The organism is Eubacterium sp. ER2 (genome assembly GCF_000765215.1).
Classification (GTDB): domain Bacteria; phylum Bacillota; class Clostridia; order Lachnospirales; family Lachnospiraceae; genus Claveliimonas; species Claveliimonas intestinigallinarum.
In genome coordinates this window covers 55,646-80,634 of sequence record NZ_JPJE01000005.1, presented here as the reverse complement: position 1 = coordinate 80,634, position 24,989 = coordinate 55,646, and the positions used below count along the sequence as shown (strand labels likewise).

The 24,989-nt window shown below is 52.2% G+C and carries 20 protein-coding genes and 1 riboswitch; of the genes, 1 reads left to right on the top strand and 19 read right to left on the bottom strand.

The features are described 5' to 3' along the window. Positions 1 to 18: 18 nt before the first annotated feature. The 10 genes from NI21_RS0101805 to NI21_RS0101760 all read right to left on the bottom strand — a co-directional run bounded on the left by NI21_RS0101805 (position 19) and on the right by NI21_RS0101760 (position 13,225). Positions 19 to 1,299, bottom strand: coding sequence for a glycine/sarcosine/betaine reductase component B subunit (locus NI21_RS0101805; RefSeq protein ID WP_242842794.1), 1,281 nt, complete (start codon positions 1,297 to 1,299; stop codon positions 19 to 21). A gap of 82 nt (positions 1,300 to 1,381) precedes the next feature. Next, a complete protein-coding gene (locus tag NI21_RS0101800; protein ID WP_033124633.1) occupies positions 1,382 to 1,762 on the bottom strand; it encodes a GrdX family protein in 381 nt (126 codons plus the stop codon). A gap of 154 nt (positions 1,763 to 1,916) precedes the next feature. Then, positions 1,917 to 2,028: riboswitch (glycine riboswitch) on the bottom strand. Between the two features lie 285 nt (positions 2,029 to 2,313). Further along, complete coding sequence (gene purB / locus NI21_RS0101795; RefSeq protein WP_033124530.1) at positions 2,314 to 3,747, bottom strand: adenylosuccinate lyase; 1,434 nt, start codon at positions 3,745 to 3,747, stop codon at positions 2,314 to 2,316. Positions 3,748 to 3,813: 66 nt separating this feature from the next. Then, positions 3,814 to 5,241, bottom strand: a complete 1,428-nt coding sequence (purF, locus tag NI21_RS0101790; protein ID WP_033124529.1) for an amidophosphoribosyltransferase — start codon at positions 5,239 to 5,241, stop codon at positions 3,814 to 3,816. Between the two features lie 218 nt (positions 5,242 to 5,459). Continuing rightward, positions 5,460 to 6,149 (bottom strand): amino acid ABC transporter ATP-binding protein, encoded by a 690-nt coding sequence (locus tag NI21_RS0101785; protein ID WP_033124528.1) that lies wholly within the window; start codon positions 6,147 to 6,149, stop codon positions 5,460 to 5,462. Positions 6,150 to 6,165: 16 nt separating this feature from the next. Further along, positions 6,166 to 6,816, bottom strand: a complete 651-nt coding sequence (locus tag NI21_RS0101780) for an amino acid ABC transporter permease (protein ID WP_033124527.1) — start codon at positions 6,814 to 6,816, stop codon at positions 6,166 to 6,168. A gap of 76 nt (positions 6,817 to 6,892) precedes the next feature. Further along, positions 6,893 to 7,735 carry an amino acid ABC transporter substrate-binding protein gene (locus tag NI21_RS0101775; RefSeq protein WP_033124526.1) on the bottom strand — a complete coding sequence of 281 codons (843 nt, stop codon included), beginning with the start codon at positions 7,733 to 7,735 and terminating at the stop codon, positions 6,893 to 6,895. 147 nt (positions 7,736 to 7,882) lie between these two features. Further along, the gene (locus tag NI21_RS0101770) at positions 7,883 to 8,650 is read right to left on the bottom strand and encodes a hypothetical protein (protein ID WP_033124525.1); all 768 of its coding nucleotides are present in this window, start codon (positions 8,648 to 8,650) and stop codon (positions 7,883 to 7,885) included. Then, a complete protein-coding gene (locus NI21_RS0101765) occupies positions 8,625 to 9,908 on the bottom strand; it encodes a DUF5716 family protein (RefSeq protein ID WP_033124524.1) in 1,284 nt (427 codons plus the stop codon). The genes NI21_RS0101770 and NI21_RS0101765 overlap by 26 nt, the downstream gene beginning before the upstream one ends. Positions 9,909 to 9,922: 14 nt before the next feature. Continuing rightward, the gene (locus tag NI21_RS0101760) at positions 9,923 to 13,225 is read right to left on the bottom strand and encodes a DUF5717 family protein (RefSeq protein WP_369792754.1); all 3,303 of its coding nucleotides are present in this window, start codon (positions 13,223 to 13,225) and stop codon (positions 9,923 to 9,925) included. A gap of 140 nt (positions 13,226 to 13,365) precedes the next feature. Here NI21_RS0101760 and NI21_RS0101755 point away from each other — a divergent pair, with 140 nt between their 5' ends. Then, positions 13,366 to 14,466, top strand: coding sequence for a histidinol-phosphate transaminase (locus tag NI21_RS0101755; RefSeq protein WP_033124522.1), 1,101 nt, complete (start codon positions 13,366 to 13,368; stop codon positions 14,464 to 14,466). A gap of 77 nt (positions 14,467 to 14,543) precedes the next feature. Here the strand turns inward: NI21_RS0101755 and NI21_RS0101750 are convergent, their stop codons facing one another. The 9 genes from NI21_RS0101750 to NI21_RS0101710 all read right to left on the bottom strand — a co-directional run bounded on the left by NI21_RS0101750 (position 14,544) and on the right by NI21_RS0101710 (position 24,984). Continuing rightward, positions 14,544 to 15,545, bottom strand: coding sequence for a Gfo/Idh/MocA family protein (locus NI21_RS0101750; protein WP_033124521.1), 1,002 nt, complete (start codon positions 15,543 to 15,545; stop codon positions 14,544 to 14,546). Between the two features lie 13 nt (positions 15,546 to 15,558). Continuing rightward, the gene (gene dhaL / locus NI21_RS0101745) at positions 15,559 to 17,313 is read right to left on the bottom strand and encodes a dihydroxyacetone kinase subunit DhaL (protein ID WP_033124520.1); all 1,755 of its coding nucleotides are present in this window, start codon (positions 17,311 to 17,313) and stop codon (positions 15,559 to 15,561) included. Positions 17,314 to 17,326: 13 nt separating this feature from the next. After that, positions 17,327 to 17,890, bottom strand: coding sequence for an SIS domain-containing protein (locus NI21_RS0101740; protein ID WP_033124519.1), 564 nt, complete (start codon positions 17,888 to 17,890; stop codon positions 17,327 to 17,329). Positions 17,891 to 17,906: 16 nt separating this feature from the next. Further along, positions 17,907 to 18,794: a sugar phosphate isomerase/epimerase gene (locus NI21_RS0101735; RefSeq protein ID WP_033124518.1), complete on the bottom strand. Its 888-nt coding sequence runs from the start codon at positions 18,792 to 18,794 to the stop codon at positions 17,907 to 17,909. Positions 18,795 to 18,833: 39 nt separating this feature from the next. Beyond that, the gene (locus NI21_RS0101730) at positions 18,834 to 19,841 is read right to left on the bottom strand and encodes an ABC transporter permease (RefSeq protein WP_033124517.1); all 1,008 of its coding nucleotides are present in this window, start codon (positions 19,839 to 19,841) and stop codon (positions 18,834 to 18,836) included. A 17-nt stretch (positions 19,842 to 19,858) separates the two neighbouring features. Then, positions 19,859 to 21,340: a sugar ABC transporter ATP-binding protein gene (locus NI21_RS0101725; RefSeq protein ID WP_033124516.1), complete on the bottom strand. Its 1,482-nt coding sequence runs from the start codon at positions 21,338 to 21,340 to the stop codon at positions 19,859 to 19,861. 100 nt (positions 21,341 to 21,440) lie between these two features. Further along, on the bottom strand, positions 21,441 to 22,442 hold the full coding sequence (locus tag NI21_RS0101720) for a substrate-binding domain-containing protein (protein WP_033124515.1): 1,002 nt from the start codon (positions 22,440 to 22,442) through the stop codon (positions 21,441 to 21,443). Positions 22,443 to 22,553: 111 nt separating this feature from the next. Further along, positions 22,554 to 23,972: an ATP-binding cassette domain-containing protein gene (locus tag NI21_RS0101715; protein ID WP_205148479.1), complete on the bottom strand. Its 1,419-nt coding sequence runs from the start codon at positions 23,970 to 23,972 to the stop codon at positions 22,554 to 22,556. Further along, positions 23,947 to 24,984: a sensor histidine kinase gene (locus tag NI21_RS0101710; protein WP_052083796.1), complete on the bottom strand. Its 1,038-nt coding sequence runs from the start codon at positions 24,982 to 24,984 to the stop codon at positions 23,947 to 23,949. Before NI21_RS0101710 ends, NI21_RS0101715 begins: the two co-directional genes overlap by 26 nt. Positions 24,985 to 24,989: the final 5 nt, after the last annotated feature.

Below are 24,989 nucleotides of genomic sequence, written 5' to 3'. Positions count from 1 at the left end.
TCCTGTATGTCCTCCCTTCTATCTTGCGCTCAGCTTGTTAAATCCTGTCTCGTTGGTAGCTCCTGTGATAACCTGGAGCTCCACCTCCAAAGATCCGTCCTCCCGGAGCGTCTCCTCGCTGGCACCTGCGATCTTTGTCACATAGTCCAGTGTGCCGATCACCTTGTCAAGTTTAGGCAGAATGATCACTTCGTTTGCGTTTCCGCCTGTGACAACGGCGTCTGCAGCCGCGTCCGCATCTGCCAGAGACTGTGACTTTCCATCCCGTCCGGCGTACTCGTCTGTGATGATGACTGTCTTCACGCCCTCTGCCTCGATCTTCTTACAGTTCATGATCAGGTCTGTATCCGGGTTTCCGAATCCTTCCTGGGATACGATGACGCCGTCCAGATCCAGCATCTTGCACAGCTTAGCCGTCCAGTCGGAGGAACGCTGCTTGTCTGCCAGGTACACGTTCTCGTTGGTGATGATCTGGCACACAAAGTTCAGAGTCTTTCCGTGCTCTTCAAACAGGTCGTGCACAACCGGGTTGTTCTGATGTACATAGGTAGGATTCTTGTCGCATGCGGACACACAGTTTCCAGACACGATAGCGCCGTCCATGATCTCTGTAGGGCTTAAGATCGTGGGAACGATCTTCTTTGCGTCCACTCCGTACACATAGGTGTCGTGGAGAAGCCCCTGGCTCTGCAGCATCTGCACATAGGCAACTCTGGGGAGCTCCGGATATTTCTCCAGTCCCTCCTTGATGGTGCATGTCTCATATACTTTTGTCTCATCCGGTGTCAGGCTGCGGGCAAGTTCCCCAATGTAGGCCGCCACTCTGAATCCGGCAAATCTGACTGCCTTCTCATAGTCATGCTGTTTGATATCATCAACCGGCTCGCACACCATCACCAGGTTGAGTGTCTGGGAGAAGGGTGTGTACTGTGCTCCCGGCCCTGTCATGTCGATAATGCCTTCCTGGAAGCCGACAATGCGTCCCGCTGTCACTACAGCCATGCCCTTGAGTGCGTATGTCTTTCCGCTTCCCACTGTGTCTACCTTGGAGATCACTCCCGGGAATACGCCTCCTCTTCCTTCCACTTTTACTCTGGGCTCGATCACGTCCTTCACAGGTGTGATGCGGACAGACTCGCCCGGGCGGGCAATATCAAAGGACACTGCCTTGATCTTCTCATCCTCCAGAGCTGTCTTTTCCAGCTCCTCCTTTGACACATAAAGGACACCGTCCTGAATTCTGCTCTCGTCCGCAAACTGGATATCCCTGATGTAAATGTGGCCCATTTCTAATCTCACGTTTCTTTACCTCCTTGCTCTTCTACGCTATGATTGCTTGCCATGATTTCCCGCAGCTTTTCGCTGCCTCTCAATGACGGGTCTACCATACGTCCGCCGACTCCATTGCACTCTCCAGCAGAGTCCAGTCAATGAGCTGAAAGTCTTCGTACACCTCCTGCCCGTAGCTCTTCTGTCGGTCTGTGAATTTCTCACAGGTCTGTATGGCCGCCTCGATCAGCCTGACGGACTGCGGGTCCACCTCCTCCTTCTTCCCGCTCAGCATGACCGATTTGTATGGTGTCTCCTTCGGCTTCACACTCCCCGACAGGGGGTGCGACAGAAGCCTGTAGCCCTGGCAGATCTTTTTCTCCGCCTCTCTTAGAAGTTCCTCATAGGGAACGGATATATAACATACCCTCCTGCGCCCTTCCAGCTTCCGGGCCGCAAGCGGATTGTTAGTCAAAATCATGTAGCTGTCCATCCTCTTCTCTCCTTCTACCTGTCCGGAGGTCTTTTCTCTGGAATAAAAAAGAGGCGTCACAAACACTTCTACGTGTCTGCCGCCCCGCTCTGTCTACTTCTGCCTGCGCATGGGCATCCGCCCCATGCCCATCTTTGCATTATATTCAGAATTCGTCCCTCTTCCAATCCTTTTGCCTGAAAGTTTCACCGGTGAACCAGCTTTTTCGTCCTCCGGCTTGCCTCTTCGGCGGCTGCTCTTTGTCAGCTCTCTCGTGAAAGAGATCGTCCGTATCCAATTGTATGTCTCATTTGTCTCATCTATAAATCTTTATGATTTATAGGTCTGTTCAATGACAAGTTCATACTACCCTAATTGTAACTTTTTTGCAATACCCGCATTGTCAAGAAGATTATTTTTGTGTGTTCTGCACAAATTCAGACTTGAAATTTTGTTAGTTTTTTATCACACCTTTTTTTGACAGACAAAGGGCGGGCAGGAAACATTCTGCTTCCTGCCCGCCCTGTATGGAGCCGGACTGGCTCCTCTGTTTATTCTTCTTACAATTCTTCTTACACATTGATCTCCGCTTTCACACCCAGGAGCTCTTTGTTCTCCTCCAACATGGGGCGGACGATGTCCGTCAGGTATCTGTCTACCTGGACGGAGGCGCGGCCCGTGTACTTCGCCGGGTCCATAGTCCTCTTCAGCTCGTCCAGGCTAAGTCCAAAGGCCGGGTCAGCCGCGATGAGCTCCAGGAGGTTGTTCTCCTGGCCCTTCTCCTTCACGTTCTTTCCCGCCTCCATGGACAGCTCACGAATGCGCTCATGGAGCTCCTGCCGGTCTCCTCCTGCCTTCACGGCATCCATCATAATATTCTCGGTAGCCATGAAGGGAAGCTCTGCCATGAGATGCTTCTCGATCACCTTCGGGTAGACCACAAGGCCGTCCACCACGTTCAGGCACAGGTCCAGGATGCCGTCGATGGCCAGGAAGCCCTCGGGCACGCTGAGACGCTTGTTGGCGGAATCGTCCAGGGTTCTCTCAAACCACTGGGTGGCGGATGTGATGGCCGGGTTCAGGGCGTCCACCATGACGTATCTGGAGAGGGACGCAATCCTCTCGCTGCGCATGGGGTTCCTCTTGTATGCCATGGCTGAGGAGCCGATCTGGTTCTTCTCGAAGGGCTCCTCCACCTCCTTCAGATGCTGCAGAAGACGGATGTCGTTGGACATCTTGTGTGCGCTGGCAGCGATGCCCGCCAGCACGTTCAGCACTCTTGTGTCCACCTTTCTCGAGTAGGTCTGGCCGGACACCGGATAGCAGGCATCAAAGCCCATCTTCCTGGCGATCATGGGATCGATCTTGTCGATGGTCTCCTGATCCCCGTCAAAGAGCTCCAGAAAGCTGGCCTGGGTGCCCGTTGTTCCCTTGGAGCCAAGGAGCTTCAGGCTCCCCAGCACATACTCCAGATCCTCCAGATCCATCATGAACTCCTGGAGCCAGAGAGTGGCGCGTTTTCCCACCGTGGTGGGCTGTGCCGGCTGGAAGTGTGTGAAAGCCAGAGTGGGAAGATCCTTGTACCTGTCGGCAAAATCCGCCAGCTCGGATATCACATTCACGATCTTCCTGCGAACCAGCTTCAGCGCCTCGGACATGATGATGATGTCCGTGTTGTCCCCCACATAGCAGGATGTCGCGCCCAGGTGAATGATCCCCTTTGCCTTGGGGCACTGCTGGCCGTAGGCGTAGACGTGGGACATGACATCGTGGCGCACCAGCTTCTCCCTCTCCTTCGCCACATCGTAGTTGATGTCGTCCGCGTGGCTTTTCAGCTCCTCGATCTGCTCATCGGTGATGGGAAGTCCCAGCTCCTTCTCCGTCTCCGCCAGAGCGATCCACAGGCGCCTCCATGTGCGGAACTTCATATCAGGTGAGAAAATGTACTGCATTTCCCTGCTGGCATACCGCTCGGAGAGCGGGCTTACATATCTGTCGTGACTCATAGATTTTCTTTCCTTTCTCTGCTCAAAAATGGTTTCTCTTCTCTTTCTCTCATTCTAGCACAGCTTCTACTCAAAAGCCAGGGAGACATCCTTCCCGGGCACCTCCATGGGGTAATTCCCTGTGAAGCAGGCGTCACAGTAGGACAGGTCTCCCACCATGTCCCTCAGCTTGTCGATCTCCATGTAGCCAAGAGAGTCCGCCCCGATCATCTCCCGGATCTGCTCCGTGGTGTGGGAGTGGGCGATAAGCTGCTCGTTGGAGGGCACGTCCGTCCCGAAATAGCATGGGTACAGGAAGGGTGGAGAGCTGATCCGCACGTGCACCTCCGTGGCCCCCGCCTTCTTCAGCATGCGGATGATGTTGGCACAGGTAGTACCCCGGACGATGGAATCGTCTACCATGACGATCCTCTTGCCCCGGACCACCTCCGGGATCACGTTCAGCTTGATGCGCACGCTGGACTCCCGTTCGCTCTGCCTCGGTTTGATGAACGTCCTTCCCACGTAGCTGTTCTTGTGGAAGGCCATACCGTTTGGGATGCCGGACTGCTCTGAGTAGCCTCTGGCGGCCACAAGGCCTGAGTCGGGGACACCCACCACCAGGTCCGCGTCCACCGGGTAGGACTCTGCCAGGGCCCGGCCGGCTGTCATCCTGGCATGGTACACATTCACCCCGTCCAGGGTGCTGTCCATCCTCGCAAAGTAGATATATTCAAAAATGCATCTGGCCTGCTTTGCCGGGTCGATGGCCATACTCATATCCGAGGAGATTCCGTCCTTTGTGATGGACACGATCTCGCCGGGCTCCACGTCCCGCACAAACTCCGCGTCGATGGCCGCCAGAGCGCAGCTCTCGGAGGCCAGGACATAGGTGTTGTCCCTCTTCCCGATGCACAGGGGCTTCAGGCCGAAGGGATCTCTCGCTCCGATCATCTTTCTGGGAGAGATGACCACAAGGGCGTAGGCCCCCTTGATCTTCTTCATGGCGTTCTTCACAGCTCCCTCCACATTGGGCGCCTTCAGCCTCTCTCTGGCAATGTGGTAGGCGATCACCTCCGAGTCGATGGTGGTCTGGAAGATGGCCCCTGTATGCTCCAGCTCATGCCGCAGCTCCACCGCATTGGTCAGGTTCCCATTGTGGGCGATGGCCAGCACCCCTTTCACGTAGTTAATGACCAGGGGCATGGCATTCTCCGCCCTGGAGCCCCCGGCTGTGGAGTAGCGGACATGTCCCACTCCCAGATTGCCGTGAAGGGAGTGGAGGGACTCCTCGTCAAACACCTCGTTGACGAGGCCCAGCCCCTTCTTTGAGCGCACCTTTCTCTCCCCGTACGTGTCCGTCACCGCGATCCCACAGCTCTCCTGCCCTCTGTGCTGCAGTGCAAAAAGCCCATAATAGACAGTGGGGGCCACATCGCCCCCATCCATATCATAAGCTCCAAAAACACCACATTCCTCTCCAAGACCTGTTGTCACTTTTTCAAAGTTCTCCATGTATGCTTCCTTCGCTCCTTATTCCACGCAGCGCCCCCGTAAGAGCCGCTGCCTGTTGCTTCATATTGTCTGGTTTCCGGGAAATTCAGCTGAATTTCCCATAAAAGTATAATACAAGGCGGGGAGAAAAGCAATATTCCTCCCCGCCAGCCAAAGATTGGCACTCATTATTTATTTTCCGGTCTATTTATTAGTATTTCTTAATAACATTGGATGATTTATAAGTTTTCTCCTAATTTCCCAAGAAATTCCTTCATTCTTTCGTTAGAAGATCCAAAAACCTCCTCCGGCGTGCCCTGCTGAGCGATAACGCCCTTGTCCATGAAAATGATCTGGTCCGCCACGTTCCTGGCAAAATTCATCTCGTGGGTGACAATGACCATAGTCATGTGCTCCGCGGCCAGATCACGGATAACCTTCAGGATCTCCCCGGTCAGCTCCGGGTCCAGAGCCGACGTGGGCTCGTCGAAGAAGAGAATGTCCGGGTTCATGGCCAGAGCCCGTGCGATGGATATCCTCTGCTGCTGTCCGCCGGAGAGCTGGTAGGGATAGGCATCCTCCTTGTCGGAGAGCCCCATCTTGGCCAGCAGGGCGCGGGCCTCCGCAAAGACCTCCTCCCTGCTGCGTTTCTGTACCTTGATAGGCGCGTCCGTGATATTTTTCATGACAGAGTAGTGGGGGAAAAGATTAAAGTTCTGGAAGACCAGCCCAAAGGTCCCCTCGTAGCGTATCTCGCCTCCGTCCGGCGTCTCCAGACCGGTGGCGCACCGAAGAAGGGTGGACTTTCCGGACCCGGAGGGGCCGATGATGCCCAGCACCTCCCCCTGTCTGACCTGGAGCGAGATATCCTTCAGCACCTCCAGGCCGTCAAAGCTCTTTTTTAAACCTCGAATTTCCAACAGACTCATGACTGCCTCCTCCTCACTACCGGTAATAGCTCATCTTTTTCTCCACCCGCTCCATGACAAAGGCCACGAGCAGACAGAACACATAGTAGATCAGGGCCGCGATGGCGTAGGGGATCATGTTGGTCTCCCGGGCCGCCAGGGCCTTGGCCTGGTTGAACAGCTCCATAATGGACAGGGTGAAGGCGAGGGATGTATCCTTCACAAGAGTGATGGCCTCATTTGTGATGGAGGGCATCACCCGCTTGATCACCTGGGGAAGGATGATCCGCATAAAGGTCTGGGACCTGCTGTATCCAAGGATCTTGGCCGCCTCGTACTGTCCCCGGGGCATGGACTCGATGCCTCCCCTGTAGATCTCCGCAAAATAGGCCGCATAGTTCAGGGAAAATCCCAGTATCCAGGCCAGCTGCTTCCAGGTGTCCGTGATCTGTATGTGGAACAGATAGTAGGGCCCGAAATAGAACACCATGAGCTGCAGCATCAGGGGCGTTCCCCGCATGACTGATATGTAAAATTTAAAAAACGAGCGGACAATAATATTTTTCGACATTCTCCCAAAGCACACAAGCAGGCCCAAAGGGAGCGACAGCACCAGCGTCACGAAAAAGATCTCCGCCGTCATCACGGTTCCCTTGATCAGGAGATCCAGCATAACCGAAAATTCCATCACAAAACTCCTCTCTGCCAGTCCGGCAAAACGGGCTGCCCAAAAGGACAGCCCTTTTTGTATATGTTCTTACCTTTTACTTTCCGATGGTGGTGATGTCCTCGCCAAACCACTTTGTGGAGATCTCAGCCACGGTTCCGTCCGCAGCCAGCTCATCAAGGGCTGTCTGCACCTGGTCTCTCACTGCCTCGTTGCCCTTGGCAAAGCCCACGCCGTACTCCTCTGTGGAGATCACATCGTCCAGGATCACAAAGTCCGCGTCTCTGGACTCGATCTGGTAGCTGGCCACCACGATATCCATGGCCACAGCGTCCACCACACCGGACTCAAGCTCCATAAATCCCGTGTTGTAGTCCGCGATCACCTGGAGATTGCCGAAGGTGCTGGACAGCTCCTGGTTGTCCTCCAGAGCCGCCTGGGCGGAGGAGTCTGTCTGCACGTCCACCGTCTTTCCGGCCAGGTCCGCGGCGGACTGGATGCCGGAGTCAGCCCTCACGACAAACACCTGGCTGTTGTCCAGGTAGGGCTCGGACCATGTGTAGTCGTCCTCTCTGCCATTCATGGTAAATCCGTTCCAGATACAGTCAATAGCCCCGGACTCAAGCATGGCGTCCTTGGCATCCCAGGCGATGGGCTCCGGGACGAACTCCCATCCCATCTTGTCGCAGACAGCCTGTGCCAGCTCCAGGTCAAAGCCTGTGTACTCTCCGTCCTCTCCCACAAATCCCATAGGTGGGAAGTCCTGGTCAAAGCCGACTGTGAATTTGTCTCCCTCTTTCTTTTCTGTAAACTCTGTCTTTGATGCGCTCTTTCTGTCCGAGCTGTCGTCCCCGCCCTTATCGGAGCTGCCGCCGCAGCCCGCCAGCAGGGTCGCTGTGGTCATCGTCAGTGCCATCACAAGTGCCAGTCTCTTTTTCATCTCTCGTTTCCTCCCGTATTCAGCTTTATTGTAGTAGCAATTTATCAATTGATTACTCTACCACGCTAAATCACCTAGTTATAATAACACACTTATCCACGGCCTGTCAACTATGGATAAGTGTCTCTTCAAGCAAAGAGCCTCCGCTCAGATGTTGCCTCTCTGGTATTCCTTTTTCCACTTTTTAAGCTGCTCGTCCGTCGCCTCCACCTGCACGCTCTCAGCCGCCTTCCGGATCTCTTCTTTCAGCACTGAGCCGATGCTTAAGTAGACCGGCTCGTTGGAGAGCATCTTCACGTACTGCTCCTGGGGCAGATATCTGTAGCAGCAGTAGAGATAGGCCTTCAGCATCTTCGTGTCCTGACACACATTAAAGCCCTTCTCGTACATGGCGGCCGCCTCCTCATAGAGAAGGAGCCTGCCGTAGGCCGACCCCAGACAGCCGTAGACCTGGCCGTAAAACTCCTTGCCCACAGAGTCGTCCCACTCTTTACCCACAATAGACTGATACACAAGGATGGCCGAGGCCACCTCCCCCGCCTTCAGGAGATTGTCCGCCTTATACTTCTCCCTCTCCACCTCATTCTGGTTCTTCAAGTGCTCCAGCACATTGTGGATCCGGGTGATCTCCGAGGAGGAGTAGATGGAAGCGTGGCTCAGCACTGCCAGAAGGAACTGCTCCACCGGCCCGTTCTGGTCCAGGATGCCCCTGAGCTCTTCCGCCAGGTCGTAGAGCTCCAGCTCCTCCTCCAGCCAGTCGCAGAGCTGCCTGTTGATGATGGTGTAGTCCACCAGGTACAGGTTGTTGCAGAAATAATAGCACAGTTCCTCTATGGTGTAGATCCGCATGTGGATCCTGGATATCTCATATGGATGTTTTGCCTTCTTCTTATGACAGAGAATTAAACTGCCCATTGCTTCCTCCTAAGTGAATCGTCTTTTCTACATGGAAATCCGTAGCCGGGAAAAACTCTCCGAAGCCTGCGTCCCTGAAGCTGATCCTGCAGGTGTACTCGTCCAGGAACATGACCTCTATGGTGAGCCGCAGGGCATAGTCCATCCGCTCCGGAAGCCCGGCCAGGGAGACCGTCTCCGCCTGGAGCTCCCCGCTCCCCAGGGACTCAATGTGTATCTCAATGTCAGAGGTGTCCTCCAGGAGCACATCCCACTGCCCGTCCGCCTCGTACCAGTGGGAGCCCCACTGGACGATGGGATACCAGCCCTCCTTGCCGTTCACCCGCATGCGCAGGCAGATCTGGTCCGTCATCTTTGTGTTGTCCAGATAGATGGGGCTGTCCTCGTAATCCCTGCACTTTCTGTAGGCTGTGTAGCAGGCCCCCCGGCTGTACAGATTGTTGCCTAGGAAAGCCCGTCTGCCATTACAGAGCACCTTCAGGGAGGCCGGGTACCAGTTGTTCTCAAAGCCCTCCCCTGTCAGGTAGACGGAGGAGACAACCTTCTTGTCAAACACGCTCTGGATGAAGGACTTGAACCTCTCGTCCGCATCTTTTGCCTTGTCCACGTTCAGCACCGGATAGACCGCCGCCAGCTCCTTCATATGGGCGTTGGCCACCTCGTCCACCGCCACAAAGAGCTCGTCCCCGCGGCCCCTCAGCTTCCGCAGCCGCCGCAGCATGTAGGCCCTGATCTCATTTCTGTCGCAGTAGAAGAGGGCCGCCTCGTACTGCCACAGCTCCTTTGGCTGGTAGAACATGTAGTGGCAGAAGCTCTCCTTGTAGTCCTGCACGTAGACGGACTCCTTGGGCACGCCCACAAACTGTCCCACTCCCTTGAGCATCTTGCTGATGTCAATATCCGTGTAGGGGACTGAAAAGGTCAGGTACTCGATATGCCGGAACTGGGCCAGGGCCAGCTGGAAAAATTTGGCCAGCAGCCACACCGCGTCATGGTTCTTGGCCCCCACCCGCACCTTCTCCTGGCGCTTGGCCCGCTCAAACAGGTCTATCACCGTGCAGCCCTCGTTCACCGTGGCAAGGCGCTTCGCCTCTCTTCCGTACACCCACTGCTCCCGGTAGTAGCCCAGGATCAGCGGGATCTGGTAGTTGTCCACCGCCGTCTCCAGCGTCTCCGGCTCATTCTTCTCCTCATCGTAAAAGCTGATCTGGCAGTACTGGTCATTCAGTTCGATTCCTAATATGCTTCCGCCTCTCACAGCAAAATTCCTCCTTAATACTCCTCAAAGATCTGCTCAGCCAGATAGATCTCCTGCTGATACTCCTCCATGGCCGCCTTCCTCTCCTCGGGCCCCATGGACGACATGGCGTTCAGCCTTCCATAGCGGCCGATGGGCGGCACATCCCTTGTCTGCTCCAGGGTGTGCTCCTCCTGGCTGGAGGTCTTCTTTCCCTGGGACTCCTGGAAATAATAGCGCACCAGGTCTCCCTTGTAGAGGATGAAATCCTTCACGTAAATATTTTCATACATGGGGGTCAGGCTCTCGCTCTGGTATCCCAGATCGTCCACGCCGTCCTGTCGCATTTTATAGACAATGCGCACCTTTCCTCCCTTGGAGGCCCGGTACTCCACCATGGTCCTGTCATAGAGCTGGGCCTCCCGCAGCCAGCTCTCCGGGTATTTCAGGTAGAAGGGAAAAATGATCTGCTTCTCGCAGAGCTCTCCCAGCACGCTGTGGAGCACTCCCTCCACCTCGTGCCCGTACTCCCTTTCAGAGTAGTAGCGCAGCAGGGCGATCTTGCATATATCTGCCAGCTCCTCCTCCTGACGCCTCTCATTGACAATGATCTCAAAGATGGTGTTCCCGGTACTGCGGCCCCGCACCATGTACTCTCTGGACACGTAGGCCAGGTAGGCCTGCTTCAGCCGGAAGTAGGCGTTTCCACCCAGATAATATTCAATGAAGATCTCCTCCTCATCGAACATGTCCTCCGAGAAGAGCATCTGGGTGATGATCCTCTCCCCCAGCTTCCCGGTCTGGACGCCGTAATCTCTGGCTGTCTTCCAGAGCTGCTTCATGTCTTTTGTAGCTCCGCAGTAGAAATTAGACAGATAGGTCAGCGTCACCTTGTCGTACTGCTGCCGCCTGAACATCTCAAAGCACAGGTACAGGAGGAAATCATCCTCCTCGTAGTTGTCCTCACGGATTCTCCTGCTGCACAGCTGGAACACTTCCTTCTCGTCAAACTCATCTATATCCTTTATATGAAGATTTTCAAAGGTGACCTCTTCCTTGCCGCCATCCCCGCCCCAGCTGTTCATGTGGGACATATATTTCTTGCACATCTCCAGGTATCTGGGCTCATAGAACATCCGCCTTGTCTCAAAGGCAATGGAGTCCGTGTAGTGGCGGCCGTCCATGCCCTCCCAGATGATCCTGGCCTCTTTGTCGTAGAGGTAGACGATAGCTCCCTCCTCCCGGTAGGGTACCCTCTGCTTGATAGAGCCGTCCTTCTCGATGACGAGGACGCACTTGAGGCCTTTCACCTTTGTAGTCACCTCGTAGGCGTAGCAGATATCCCGCATGGCCTCCAGCCTCTCCCCGGTCATCTCCTCCTCGGTGCAGAACCGCTTGTAGATAATTTTCAGGGACTCGTTGATGTGCCTCTTCACGAGCTGGTCCCAGGCGAACTCCACCATCTGCTCCCGGTAGCTGATGTACAGATCGCTGGCGTACTGCTCATAGGTGATCAGGTTGGCGTAGAGGAGAGCCGCCTTCTTGTAGTCCAGACTGTTCCCGTGCATGAAGTACAGGAAAATGGATCTGGGCAGGGCCTCCCGCACTTTATCCTCCTCGATGGTCTCCATATAGTACTCGTAGAGCTGGGCGATCTTCAGCTCAGCGTCCACTGCCCGCTGATACCAGACAAAATACCGCTGCTGCATCTTATTTCCCTTGATGAGGAGGGTGCAGATGGTGTTCAGGATCATGGGCTCCTTGTACATGTCGTAGATCTGCTCCAGTATATGGAACAGAAGGTCGTCATAGCTCTTCTGCTGGCTGGCCAGGTTGGCCGCGTAGAGGGCCAGCTCCTTTGTCAGCAGCCTGTATTTCACGGCAAAATTCAGCACATGCAGCTCAAATTTTCCCAGCTTCTTCAAGAGGTTCGTCCTCTCCATAAAGCACTGGTAGGCAATCTGGTAGAAAAGCACCTGGTTGGTCTCGTACCCGTAGAACTGCTGCTCCAGCACCCGGAGCCTGCGGTAGGGATCCCGGTACTGGGGGTCCAGGGTCAGCAGCATGAGGAGCAGCTCCCAGGAGTCCTGGTGCCGCAGGTAGGTCTTCCCGATCTCATCCAGCACCCTCTCCACATGGCTTCCGTTCTTCCGGATGAGAGCGGTCAGATACAGATAGTAGGCGTTTGTAATCGGATCCTTGCCGATGGCAAACCGATTGTAATTATAGTTTTCCAGGATCCACTTGGCCTCCTCGATCCGCTCCCCCTTTATATAGATATGGGCCTGGAAGAGCTGCAGCCCGTCATCCAGGGGCGCATACTGGCGCATTTTCTTGGACTTCTCCACCGCGCTGTTCGTCCAGGTATTCAGGTCGATCCTGCCCGCCTCGCAGGCAATGTATTCCTTCAGGATCTGAGCTGCCAGAAACTCGATCTCCCGGCGGTTCTCGTCGTACTCCCCGTTCTGCAGGACCTCCACATCGTATGTGAGAGTCTCGTATGGGGTGACAAGGTAGATCTTGCCAAAGTTCCGTCCCGCGTGGAGGTGATCTGTGTTCACCACAAACTCCAGCTCATACACATTGCCCACAAAGTCGTCGGTGGTGATCTCCGGCCGGGGCACAGTGATAAACCCCCCCTCTGTCTTGATGTGTACAGGCATAAATCCCCACGTGTTCTTGATGACAGTGAAGCTCCCCTTAGTGGCCTCCTTCAGATCCTCAAAGAGCATTCCCTCCCCCTGGAGGGTGAGGAAGATGCACTCCTTCTGCTTGATCCCGACCAGGAACTCCTCCATAGCCTGCTCGTCCAGGGCCCATTTGCGCATATTGTCATAGAGATGGAAGGTTCTGGGATTTTCGTACTTGAGCACCTCGTAGAACTCCCGGGAGCGGAACAGTCTCTGGGCCTCCGAGAAATCCTTGATGGCCAGACGCTTGAAATCATCCGTGCTCTGGACCTTTCCGTAGGCGGTCATGACATAGGGCTTCTCGATGATGGCAGTGAAGGCCACCTCGTACTCTCCCCCGTTGCAGACAACCGAGAACTTCCCCTGCTCCACATGGCCGGGGCGCAGATTTCTCCCGTCGTACTCAAACCTCACTGTGACGGGATTTCCCTCAAATCCCTGTTCCACGCAGCGCATACGAAAAGAAGACGGATACACGATCCCCCGGATCGCCCCGTCTGTCTGGCTTCTGATCGTAAAACTTCCACGGTACACTTCCCCCTCACCGATGGTAAGGATCAGACAGGTCTCGTCGAACACGATCTCCGGGCCCGCCGTCTGAAAGTCACCTTTTGAAAATTTCTTAATTTTATTCTTCAAGCCTTCCACCTCTTCTTGCATCGCCTTTATTAGACATACTATAATAGATTATATCATTACTGCAATCAGAATGGCAATGCCGTAATCTGAAAATCTGGAAGAATATAAGAGAATAAAGAAAAATTTAAGAGAAACATGGAGGAATACACATGAAAAGCGCAAAACGCCCTGCCTTCCACGGCAGCGACCTGGAACAGATCGAAAAGTATTATCACATCAAAAAGGAGGAGATCACAGGCTTCGGGGCAAATGTCAATCCCCTGGGCCTGTCCTCCTCTGTGAAGGAAGCCCTGGCAGAAAACCTGGACGTCATCAGCCGCTATCCCGACCGGGACTACGCGTCCCTGAAGGCCGCCATCTCAGACTACTGCCACATCCCCGCCTCCTTCGTGGCTGTGGGAAACGGCTCCACAGAGCTCATCTGTCTTCTCATCAGCCAGCGAAAAGCCCGCCACGCGGTGGTCATCGGCCCAACCTACTCGGAGTACCAGCGGGAGCTTGAGCTGACCGGCGGCAGGATCACTGCCTACGACCTGAAGGAGGAGAACCGCTTCAGGCTGGACATCCCGGATCTCCTTGGATTTCTCCCCAAGGACACAGATCTGCTCATCCTGTGCAACCCCAACAACCCCACCTCCTCCGCCGTCAGCCAGGACAGCCTTAAAGCCCTGATAGACGCCTGCCGGGAGCGGGACATCTTTGTCATGGTGGACGAGACCTATGTGGAGTTCGCCCCCGATCCGGGACACATCACTGCCGTTCCCCTCACACGGGACTTCGACAACCTGATGGTCATCCGCGGCGTGTCCAAATTCTTCGCCGCCCCGGGTCTGCGCCTTGGCTACGGGATCACGGGAAACCGGGATTTCCTTTCGTCCCTGGCGATCCACCAGAACCCCTGGAGCGTCAGCAGCATCGCCGCACTGGCGGGGGAGCTGATGCTAAAGGACGCCCCCTACATCGAGAAGACCCGCCGGCTCATCGGCTCCGAGAGGGACCGACTCACAGGGATCCTCTCCGGCTTCCGCCACGCCCGGGTCTACACACCTTACGCCAACTTCATCCTGGTGCGCATCCTAAAGGAGGATCTCTCCTCCTTCCAGGTCTTCGAGGCGGCCATCCGCCAGGGCCTGATGATCCGCGACTGCTCCTCCTTCGAGAGCCTGGAGGGGGAGTACATCCGCTTCTGTGTCATGATGCCGGAGGACAATGACCGGCTGATGGCGTGTCTGAAGGATTTGCTGGCATGACACTCAGAAAGCCAATCTGATACGAGGCCGGACAGCTTTTACTTCTGTCCGGCCTCTCAAAACTTTTCAACATTTTCCTATCTATTCGCATCCTCAAAAATCCGGTCAAGTATCCTCGCGTTCAAAAGAGTCTCTTCTTTGGACACGAGCGGCTTTTCGCCCTCCAGGATACATCTTCCGAACTGCTCGATCTCGAGCATGTAATTGTCCGGACACATGACAGTGTGCTCTGTCTTCTCCTCATCCAGGATCTCCACATTATCCACATTGCCTCCGGAAGTGACCGTGAACTTCTGGATATACCGGCAGTTAAAATTGCAGGGGACTTCTATCCTTCCCTTCTCCCCTACCACCGCATAATACCCTCTCGGGTATGAATTCAGGGAAGAGTAGCTGGCCGCCTGGACGCCATCCTCGTACATCAGAAGTGCTATATTGCTGACATCCACTCCGTATTCCTGAGACATCTCTGCCAGAGCCTTGACCCGGACCGGCTCCTTAAAGCCCAGCAGATAGCTGATAGCGCTGATATTGTAGCAGGCCATATCGTAGAAAGATCCTCCTCCAAGATTCCGGTTCATCCGGATGTTGGACATATCTGTCAGCACATCTGTGAGATGGGACTCCAGATATTTCACTTCCCCGACAGCCCCCTGATCAATCAGTTCCTTCACCTTCCGGATCAGAGGCGCATGTCGATAGGCAAATGCCTCCATAAGGAGAACGCCCTCCTCTTCGCAGACGTCAAACATCGCCTTCGCCTGCTCCTCATTCAAAGCCAGCGGCTTCTCACACAGGATATGCTTCTTTGCCTTTGCGGCTTTTTTCACCCATTCGCAGTGCAGGGAATTCGGGAGAGGAATATAAACGGCTTCCACATCCTCATCCGCCAGAAGAGCCTCATACGTATCGTACGCCTTCTTTGCACAGAACAGCTCCCTGAATTCCTCCGCCTTTTTTCCTCCTCTGCTGGCCACTGCGTAAAGCTGCGCATTGTCGGCCTGGAGAAGTCCCGGGATGGTGCGCACTTTTGCGATGGAGGCACACCCAAGGATCCCCCATTTTACTTTTCTGCTCATAACACCTTATCTCCTAATCTATCGCACCTTCTACAAACTCACGCATTCCCTGGAAGATCAGGTACACAGACGTAGCGCCCGCATCCTGATGTCCGATAGCCCTCTCAAGGAGAGATTTCGCGCGTCCGAATTTCGCTACATATTTCTTTGTGTCTTCCATACCGCATCTGGCTGCCTCTTCTGCCGCTTTGAGCATTTCAAGAAGACCTTTTCCAGAGTTGGCCTCAAGGGCGTCGACAGCGGGTGCCAGCGCATCTACCATTGTCTTGTCCCCTACCTGGGCACCGCCTCTCTCCTGAATGGCGTCAAGGCTCTTCTTCTCCATCCTGGCAAGATCTTCTGCTGTGATAGTCCCCTTGGGATCCATCCCTTTCGCGCCGGCCAGATAGAGACTTCCGAAAATAACTCCTGACGCGCCGCCCATGGACATGAGCATCGCCTGTCCCGCGGTTTCAAAGAGATGGTAGGCATTTTCTTCTCCCTGCATTTTCAGAAGTTTCTTCTTGGCTTTCTGCATGCCGCCGGCCATTCCTATGCCGTGATCTCCGTCACCGATCGCACTGTCCACCTCTGTCAGGTAGGGCTTGTTAGCTATGATCTTATCCGCTATGTAGAGAAGCATATTCCTCGTATCTTCAGCATTGAGCTCCTCCAGGACACCGTCTTTGCTCCTGGTGATCACAGCCGGCTCCACATCGGTCTCGTCGAATTCCGGCTCTTCCTCGTCCGCGTCTGAAGAGGCGTCCTCCACCACTCCTGAAAATGATCCTTTGGCGTAATAGGGAGAATAGCAGGGCGCATCGTAATACTTTTTCAGTTCATCGTCAAGCTTCAGGAAAGTGATGGAAAATCCTCCCATCTCCATGCAGGTGCAGTATGTCTTGACCTCTGCGTCGTACACCTTCAGCCCGTCTCTGTGCATGCGCTTATACAGCTCATAATAGACAAGATTCAGTTCCAGCAGAGGGGTGGAGCCAAGCCCGTTGACAAGGACAGCGATCTCGTCTCCCGATTTCAGTCCCATTTCAGCCATAAGCTCATTGTACATTCTCTCCACCATATCACAGCAGGGCATCATCTTTGTCCTCTCGATCCCCGGCTCTCCGTGAAGCCCCATACCGAACTCCATCTCGTCATCCGCGATCTCAAAAGTAGGTTTATCATTGCCCGGCAGAGTTCCGGGGGAAGTGGCAAGCCCGATCGTATTGGTATTATCTCTGGCCTTCTCCGTGATCCGCACAACCTCATCCAGATCCAGGCCCGCATCGCAGGCCGCTCCCGCAATCTTAATAGTATAAACATCTCCCGCGATGCCACGACGGTCCGTTATCCTCTCTTTGGGAGCCGATGCGAAATCATCCCACTCGCGGACGTGTGCTGTCTTCATACCTTCCGCCCTGCACATCTCCTCCGCCATATCAAAGTTCAGATTGTCTCCCGCGTAGTTTCCATATACAAAGAGTACACCTTTCCCCTGATCCACTGCTTTCGCAGCCATCGTGATCAGCTCCGGGTTGGGGGAAGCACAGATATTTCCGCATGCCACGGCATCTGCAAGTCCGGCGCCGCAGTACCCTGTAAACAGGGGCTCGTGTCCACTCCCGCCGCCGATGACCAGAGCGACCTTGTCTTTTCTGTGCCCTCTATATTGAAATGCATTGTACTCACCGATTTTTTTATAATATTTCTTATAGGCCATCAAATAACCTGTAAGACTCTCCTCCACTACGTTTGATACATCCTTGTTCAGGATTTTTTTAGTACTCATCCAAGGCGCCTCCTTACTCTATATTTCTGTGGCGTTTAGCCATTTTTTCGAACGACAGTCCCTCCGTCTCATCCACTATCATCATAACGATCATATCAAACAGAATGAACAGGCACTGCTCGAACAGGTTTCCCATAGGCTGGAAGGAGGGAACCACCTCATCAGTCCCTCTGTACACTGCTGCCGGGACAAAAAAGACTTTGTCTGCCAGATTTTTAGCCGTATCTCCACTCGGCGAACCGGTCACCACATAGATCATGGCCCCGGCCTCTTTCGCCCGTTCACATACATAATTAATATGCCCGATACGCCCGTCTCCCAGAGTCGCGATCAGCATGTCGCCTTCCCCGATCGCGGGAGTGGTATCGTCCCAGATCCAGTGGATCTCCTTCCCCATATGCATCAGCCTCATGGCAAAAGCTCTTGTCGCCATGCCTTCCCTTCCAACGCCTATAAGGAAAATACGGTCATGTTTTTTTACTTCCTCTATAAAGTCTCTCAGTCCCGCCTGATCAGTCTTCTCATATACCTGCCTGTGCTCATCCAGTATTTTCTCATACATTTCCCTGTAATCCATACCATCTCCCCCTCCTTTAACCGAGCTCTCTGTGCAGGTAATCCATCGTTTTTTTCATCCCCTCGTATACATGGTCGTCATCATCCTCAAATATAGTGACCACTTCCAGATACTGAGGAATATCATCCAGATGCGCATTTTCCGTCGCCCGCCTGATCAGCTCCGGTGTGACAATTCCTCCTTCATGAGTGAAATCCCAGTGCCTGTCCCACAGTCCATCCGTCTGCTGGAGATGGATGGAACCGATGTATGGAGCACATTTATTAAACCACAGCTCAATGTCCGCCTCTTCTTTAAGGAGAGGTTTGAACAGGGCGTGTCCCCAGTCTACAAGCAACTTAATCGGGATCTTGCTTCCCTCAAGATCCTGCATCATCTTGACGGACACCTCCGGGCTGTGAGGAAATTCCGTGATCAGAGGAGTCGCTTCAATATGGATCTCCTTCAAGCCTTTTTCTTTGCCGTAAGCCGCCAGCTTTCTGAGGGACTCCAGCATATCCTGGTATAACTCTTCCCTCTTCTTCGGATCTCTAGCGTCATCATAGGTCATGCCGCCTACAGGCGTTCCCATGACAGGACATCCCATTCTCACTGTCAGATCGATCGCTCTTTTAAAGAAGACAAGCGCCGCCTCCCGCTGTTCCCTGGCCGGTGCCAGCAGATGCGCATAAGAATAGGAAGCAAGGCCACCGAATGTTCCGTCAATCTCCACACCCTCGTCCGCAAATGCTTTTTTATACTGATCCACCATGACATCTCTGTATTCCTCCGGCCACCAGGGATCGATCAGATCCCAGGTGAACTGGACATGGTCCGTGCCAAAATCCTGTTTGATCATCCTGGCCAGCTGAACCGGATCCAGCCAGCGCTTTACAGCAAAAGACAAATTTAAACCAAGTTTCATAGATTAAACCTCCTGTGTATAAGATCCTGTTGCGTCTATTTAGTTAAGTTTGATCCTTCTCTGCCGTTTCTCACGTACGATGTCAGAAATAGAACTGAAGGAAATAGCAAGTACAACGACGATGCCGCTGACTGCCGACTGCCAGTAAGAGTTAACACCGAACAGTACGATAATGTTCTGGATAATGGTGATAACCGCTGCTCCGATCAGTGCTCCTGCCGGATTTCCAACTCCTCCTGTCAGGGAGAGGCCTCCGATAACAGATGCGGCGATGGAGTTCATGGGCCAGTCTTCACCTATGGCTGTCTGGGCTGATCCCAGACGACAAACATACAAAAGCCCTGCCAGGGAGGAGATCAGGCCGACGATGGAGTAGATCATCACGCGGATGCGGTCCACTTTGATACCCAGGATCTTTGCGGCTTCCTTGCTGTTACCAATGGCATAAATATAGCGCCCGGTCTTTGTTTTCTTTACCAAAAATAAAATAATGATAAGGACAATAATGCAGATGATAAACGGAATAGGAACGAGACCTATGGAATTTTTCCCAAGGAACTGTACATCAGCCGGGATACCCGTTACGGCTTTTCCTTTTGTAATAACGAGGTTTACTCCTCCATACACGCCCTGCATACCGATCGTGGCGACCATGGAATTCAGCCGAAGACGAGTGATGATGATCCCGTTGACAAAACCAAATATAACACCAAGTATCAGCCCTACTACCAATGCCAGCCACGGGTTAATTCCCGCATTTACCATCAGCATACCGGAAAGGATACCGCACAGACATGCGATCTTTCCTACTGACAGATCCAGTTCTCCTACAAGAAGGAGCAACGACTGTGCAATACCGATCATTCCAATGAACGCGAGATCCCTCAGCACTGACTGCAGATTATAAATATTCAGAAAGTAAGGGGATACAACACTCGCAATGATGATCATGACAACCAGGATGGCCGCCATTGCAGTCATATTACTTTTTTTCAATGCATTGACAAATGCATTTCCTGTTTTCTGTTTTGTGTTTTCTTTATTCATAACAAACTCCTCTTTACCTAAGAATTCACTCCGATGATCGCCCCTAGAATATCCTGCTGCCCGGCATATTCATCAAATTCGCCTGCTATCCTTCCCTCGTACATTGCAATGATCCTGTTGGAGCATTTTTTCACTTCCTCCATCTCAGATGATATCATCACAATACCGATACCTTCGTCCTCCGCAAGCTTTTTCATAAGGCGGTATATCTCCGTTTTTGTTCCTACATCGATACCTTTGGTGGGCTCATCAAAAATCAAAAGCTTTGGTTTGCTGGCCATTGCCCGACCAATGATAACTTTCTGCTGATTTCCTCCGGATAAGAACTGGATTTCCTTATCTGATCCAGGTGTCTTCACATCGTATGTATCTATCACATCCTGAGCCAGTTCTTCTTCCTTCTTTCTGGATATATTTAATCCGCTTCTCAGATTATCAAGTACAGAGATGGAAATATTTTCCCTGATAGACAGCACCGGGAGTATACCCTGCTTCTTTCTTTCCTCCGGCAGATAAATGAGTCCGTTCCTTACAGAATAATTCGTGTCTCCCAGTTTCCATTCTTTCCCGTCAATCTTCACCGATCCGGCGTAAACGGGAAGGTAGCCGAACACTGCCTGCATGAGTTCACTCCGTCCCGCGCCAACAAGGCCGGAAAAACCAAGGATTTCTCCTTTTCGCAGTTTAAAGCTAATATCTGTAAATTTCTCTCCTGTGAGGTGGTTCACCTCCATCAAAATCTCATCAGATACTTTCGTGGAGTAAAAGCGTTCATTCTGATCCACTTCATGTCCCGTCATCTGCCTGATGACCCAGTCGGTGTCAACATCTTCTGTTTTGGAAAAAGCCACCTTTTTCCCATTCCTGAAAACAGTAATCACGTCCGACAGCAGGAATATTTCCTCCAATTTATGCGATATAAAGATAATCGCTTTGTTTTCTTCTTTTATCTTTCTCACCACATCAAACAGGATTTCTGTATCCCTGCTTGTCAAACTGGTAGTGGGCTCATCCAGCATCAGAACATCGTAATCCTCATGTACTGTTGCACGTGCGATCTGAAGAAGCTGCTGAGATGATACGGAAATATCCTTTACCAGATCACTTGGTTTAATGGGAATGGAAAACTTCTCCAAAATAGGGACCGCCCTTTTTTCCAGCTCTTTTTGATTAACTGTACCTTTGATACCGGATTTCTCATACGGCATGAACAGATTTTCCGCAACGGACATATATCCGAACAGGTCGATTTCCTGGGGCACATACGCGATTTTTCCGAAAAGCGCCTTATTCTTCACTGCGTTTTCCCCGCCGATCAGCACCTCTCCTTCCTCCGGCTCATAGACGCCGGTGAGACATTTGATCAATGTACTTTTACCCGCACCGTTCTCTCCGATAATCGCATGTATCTCTCCCGGTTCAAAGGCCACATCTACAGAATCCAGGGCGACAACGCCCGGAAACATCTTTGTAATATTTTTCGCCTCTAATATTTTCATAGACATGCTCCTCACACTAAAGCGGGGGCGAGCAACTTGATTAAATCGAGTTACAAGCCCCCGCTTACTAGTCGTTAAAAAAACTATTTACTGATCGCTCCTACTCTGACTGAGCGCTAACAATCTCAATCCACTCATCTACATTGTCCTGTGTGATCTGTCCGATTCCCGTGTCAACCATTGCCGGAAGATCCATCCCCTGGGCTGCCTGGTATGCCATAAGAACCGCGTACATTCCCTGCTCCTGGGGAAGTGTGGAGGATGTGGCTGTGATCGTTCCTGACTTCACGTAATCAAGGATCTCGATCAGATTATCCATGGCAACGAATGTCACCTGATCCTGCATGCCTTTTTCCTCAATGGCTGCTGCTACGCCAGCGCCACAAGCGTCACAGTTCAGGTATCCGGTCAGATCCGGGTTAGCCGCCAGAACCGCCGCTGCCTGGGACTGAGCCGTCTCAACGTTGTCATTGTCGATACCGCCGTCAATCACTTCAATATCCGGATACTGTGCCAGAGCATCAAGATGAGCCTGATATCTCTCTGCATGGTTGGGAGCGGTAGGCGCGCCCTGCATAACTGCCACTTTTCCGGATGTGCCCATGTTCTCGATCAGCATATCCACAGCAATCTCTGCCTGCTCCGCGAAATCATTACCTACGGATGTCAGCCCGCTACCTTCAGGTGAGGGCGCGTCAAACAGGATTACCGGAATACCTCTGTCCTGGATCTCAGAAATAATATCCGCGCTTCCGTCATAATCTACAGGGTCGATCAGGATCGCTGTCGGTTCTGTGGCTGCTGCCTGCTCCAGTACCGAGTTCTGTTCAGAAACCTCTGCTGACTCCGGAGCTCTGTAATCAATCTTCACTTCCACTCCAAGCTGCTCGGAGAGAAGATCAGCCTCTTTCTGAGCTCCCTTGTTTACCTCATCGAACCATGCATGCACGGTTTTGGGTACAACAACAAAGGTCATGTCCTCTGCCGCTCCACCGCCGCCTTCGCTGGATCCTCCTCCGTCAGATGATCCTCCTGAACACCCGGCTGCCAGTGTGGCAGTCATAGCTGCTGTCAGCAATACCGCTAAAACTTTCTTTTTCATTTTACTCCTCCTTTTCTGAATTTTCTCTCTTTTTGATGGTTTTATTATATATCACGTTTTTTTCTTTTCCAACGAGACAAAATTTAGAATAAGTGAGACTAATTTTAGACATTATCGCAGGTTAATAATCTCATCCGAGATATCCTCCACATACTCTTCCCTGGATTTTATGATCACAACAGATGTACCTCTGGCCGCAAATTTCTTTATATATGATTTCACGATCGACACCCCATATGCATCGCACAGAATAAAAGGTTCAAAAAGGATGAGGACCTTGGGGTTGTAAATATACCATCGTTCCAAAGTCATGCTGATCACATCGTTGATTTCCAGACTCCCGGCCATTGCTGTCTGGTCTGTCTCTTCTTTTTCCATGTTCTCTCCTGCCATCCTTGCCATACCACCGGCGTAAGAAATATATTCCAGAGAGGAAATCTTGTAAAGGGACGGAAGCAGCAGGTTTTCCTCCACAGACATCTTTGTGAAAATCTCATCCTGTCCGCCCATGGATTTAACAGACACGATTTTATGCCTGACAAGGAAATCCGGGCTCACACTTCTATAACGCCGGCCATCTACAACATACTCGATATCCTCCTCTGGTATTCTGCCTGAAAGGGCCATAAAAAATCGTTCTTTCTCTTTTCCGTCCAATATAAGAAATGACGCCACTTTTCCTTTAGCAAACGCAAAATCTCTTCTCTGTTCTTTCTGAAACACAAAACCTTTTACTCTATACACAATATTTTCGTCTTCCGCCTGTTCCTGAACATACCTTCCCGCTGCTGTCTTCCCGGCTATCGTCCCTCCACTCAAAAGGAACTGCTCCAAATGCTCAGTGTCTCTGATATAACTCTTGGAGCATTTTTTCACAATGCGTCCCTTGCTGAAAATGATATATTTGTCGGACAGAAGATGCATGATCATATTAGAATGACTGTTCACGACAACAGCCATCCGGTCTGCTATCAATCTTTTCATCGCATCTGCAAAAAGCGCAATGTCCCTCGAGTCCATGCCCTCAAACTCATCTTCAATAATGACTAATTTTGCTCCCCTCTTCAGTGCTTTAACCAGATCTACGATTCTCTTTTCTGCCTCGGTGAGCTCCCTCATTTTTCTTGATACATCAAATTTTAGCCCCAGGCTTTCAAAATACTGTCCTATCTCCTGCGCCAGCTGTCTCCCATGCAGCAGCATACCGAGCCATCCTGTATCAACAAGGCCAATATATTCCGCCACTGTCCAGTCGTCGATCAGATAGTTGTCCGCGGTTATGCGATACACCTTTTCGCGCAGGTACTTGCTCCCGCTCACTTTTTCCCCCGCAATATAAACCGCGGCTCCGTCTATACCACCTTCCAGATTTCCGTCCAAAAGCTGTACGAGAAGATCTTTTCCTGAATAAGTAAGCCCGAGAAATCCCACGCATTCCCCTTCCAGAATGCAAAGTGAAATATTCTCGAGCCTGTTTGTCGAAGTATAAGTATAATTCAGATCATTAATCCGCAATATTTCTTTCTTCATTCTCCCCACCCCTGTCTGTCCCATCGTTTACCGGGATTGTAATTTCCACATCGGTTCCCTGTCCCGGTGTGCTGTATACATTGACACCATACTCCTCTCCGTACAGAAGCTGGATCCTCTTATGGATATTGGGAAGGGCAATCCCTGTATTCCTCTGATCCTTCCCGGCGCCGTCTTCCAGCTTTATATCCCTTGATCGAATCTTTTCATTCAGTTTCTTAAGCTTTTCTTTTTCAATTCCCTTGCCATTATCCGATATGGTGATGATCAGATTTTTTTCTGTCACGATCACCTCAATAACAACTTTCCCCCCTTCCAGTCTCTCCTCAAGCCCGTGGAAAATAGCGTTCTCCACAACAGGCTGGATGATCAGCCTGGGAATCAGGAAATTGTACGCCTCCTCATCTTCCTCGTCTATGATGATCTCCATAGAAAACCGATTGTTAAAACGGTACCTCTGTATCAGCATATAATTGTCAATATTTGCCATCTCATCTCTGAGGGTGACAAGACTTCCCTTTTTGCTGATACTGTACCGAAAAAAGGCTGCCAGAGCCTCAACCATCCTTGCTATCTCCCGATTGTCGTCCATCAGGGCCTGTCCCCGGATGCATTCCAGTGTGTTGTAGAGAAAATGAGGATTGATCTGGCTCTGAAGAGCTGTGAGCTCTGTCTGCTTGTCAAATATCTGCGCTGAGTTTTCTCTTGTCTTTTGGGCCGCATACCGGTCCATCATCTCTCTGATCTGTCTGATATACGGCACGCTCTCCGTCCGTTCTTCAAACTCTTCGTCAGTCCAGTTTCTTCCCGCGAACATGTCCAGAGTCTCACCTAAATTTTTTAGCGGTTTTATCACAGCGCAAAAGACAACAACGTCCAACATCAGCTGGAGTACGCAGAGTAAGAACAGTGTCACAGGGGGATAGCCTATCCGACCAAGTGCTCCCACCAGCAGAAAAACAAGCACTGTCTCTATCACTAATATAATTTTCGTAACCCGGATCTGTTTCATGCTTC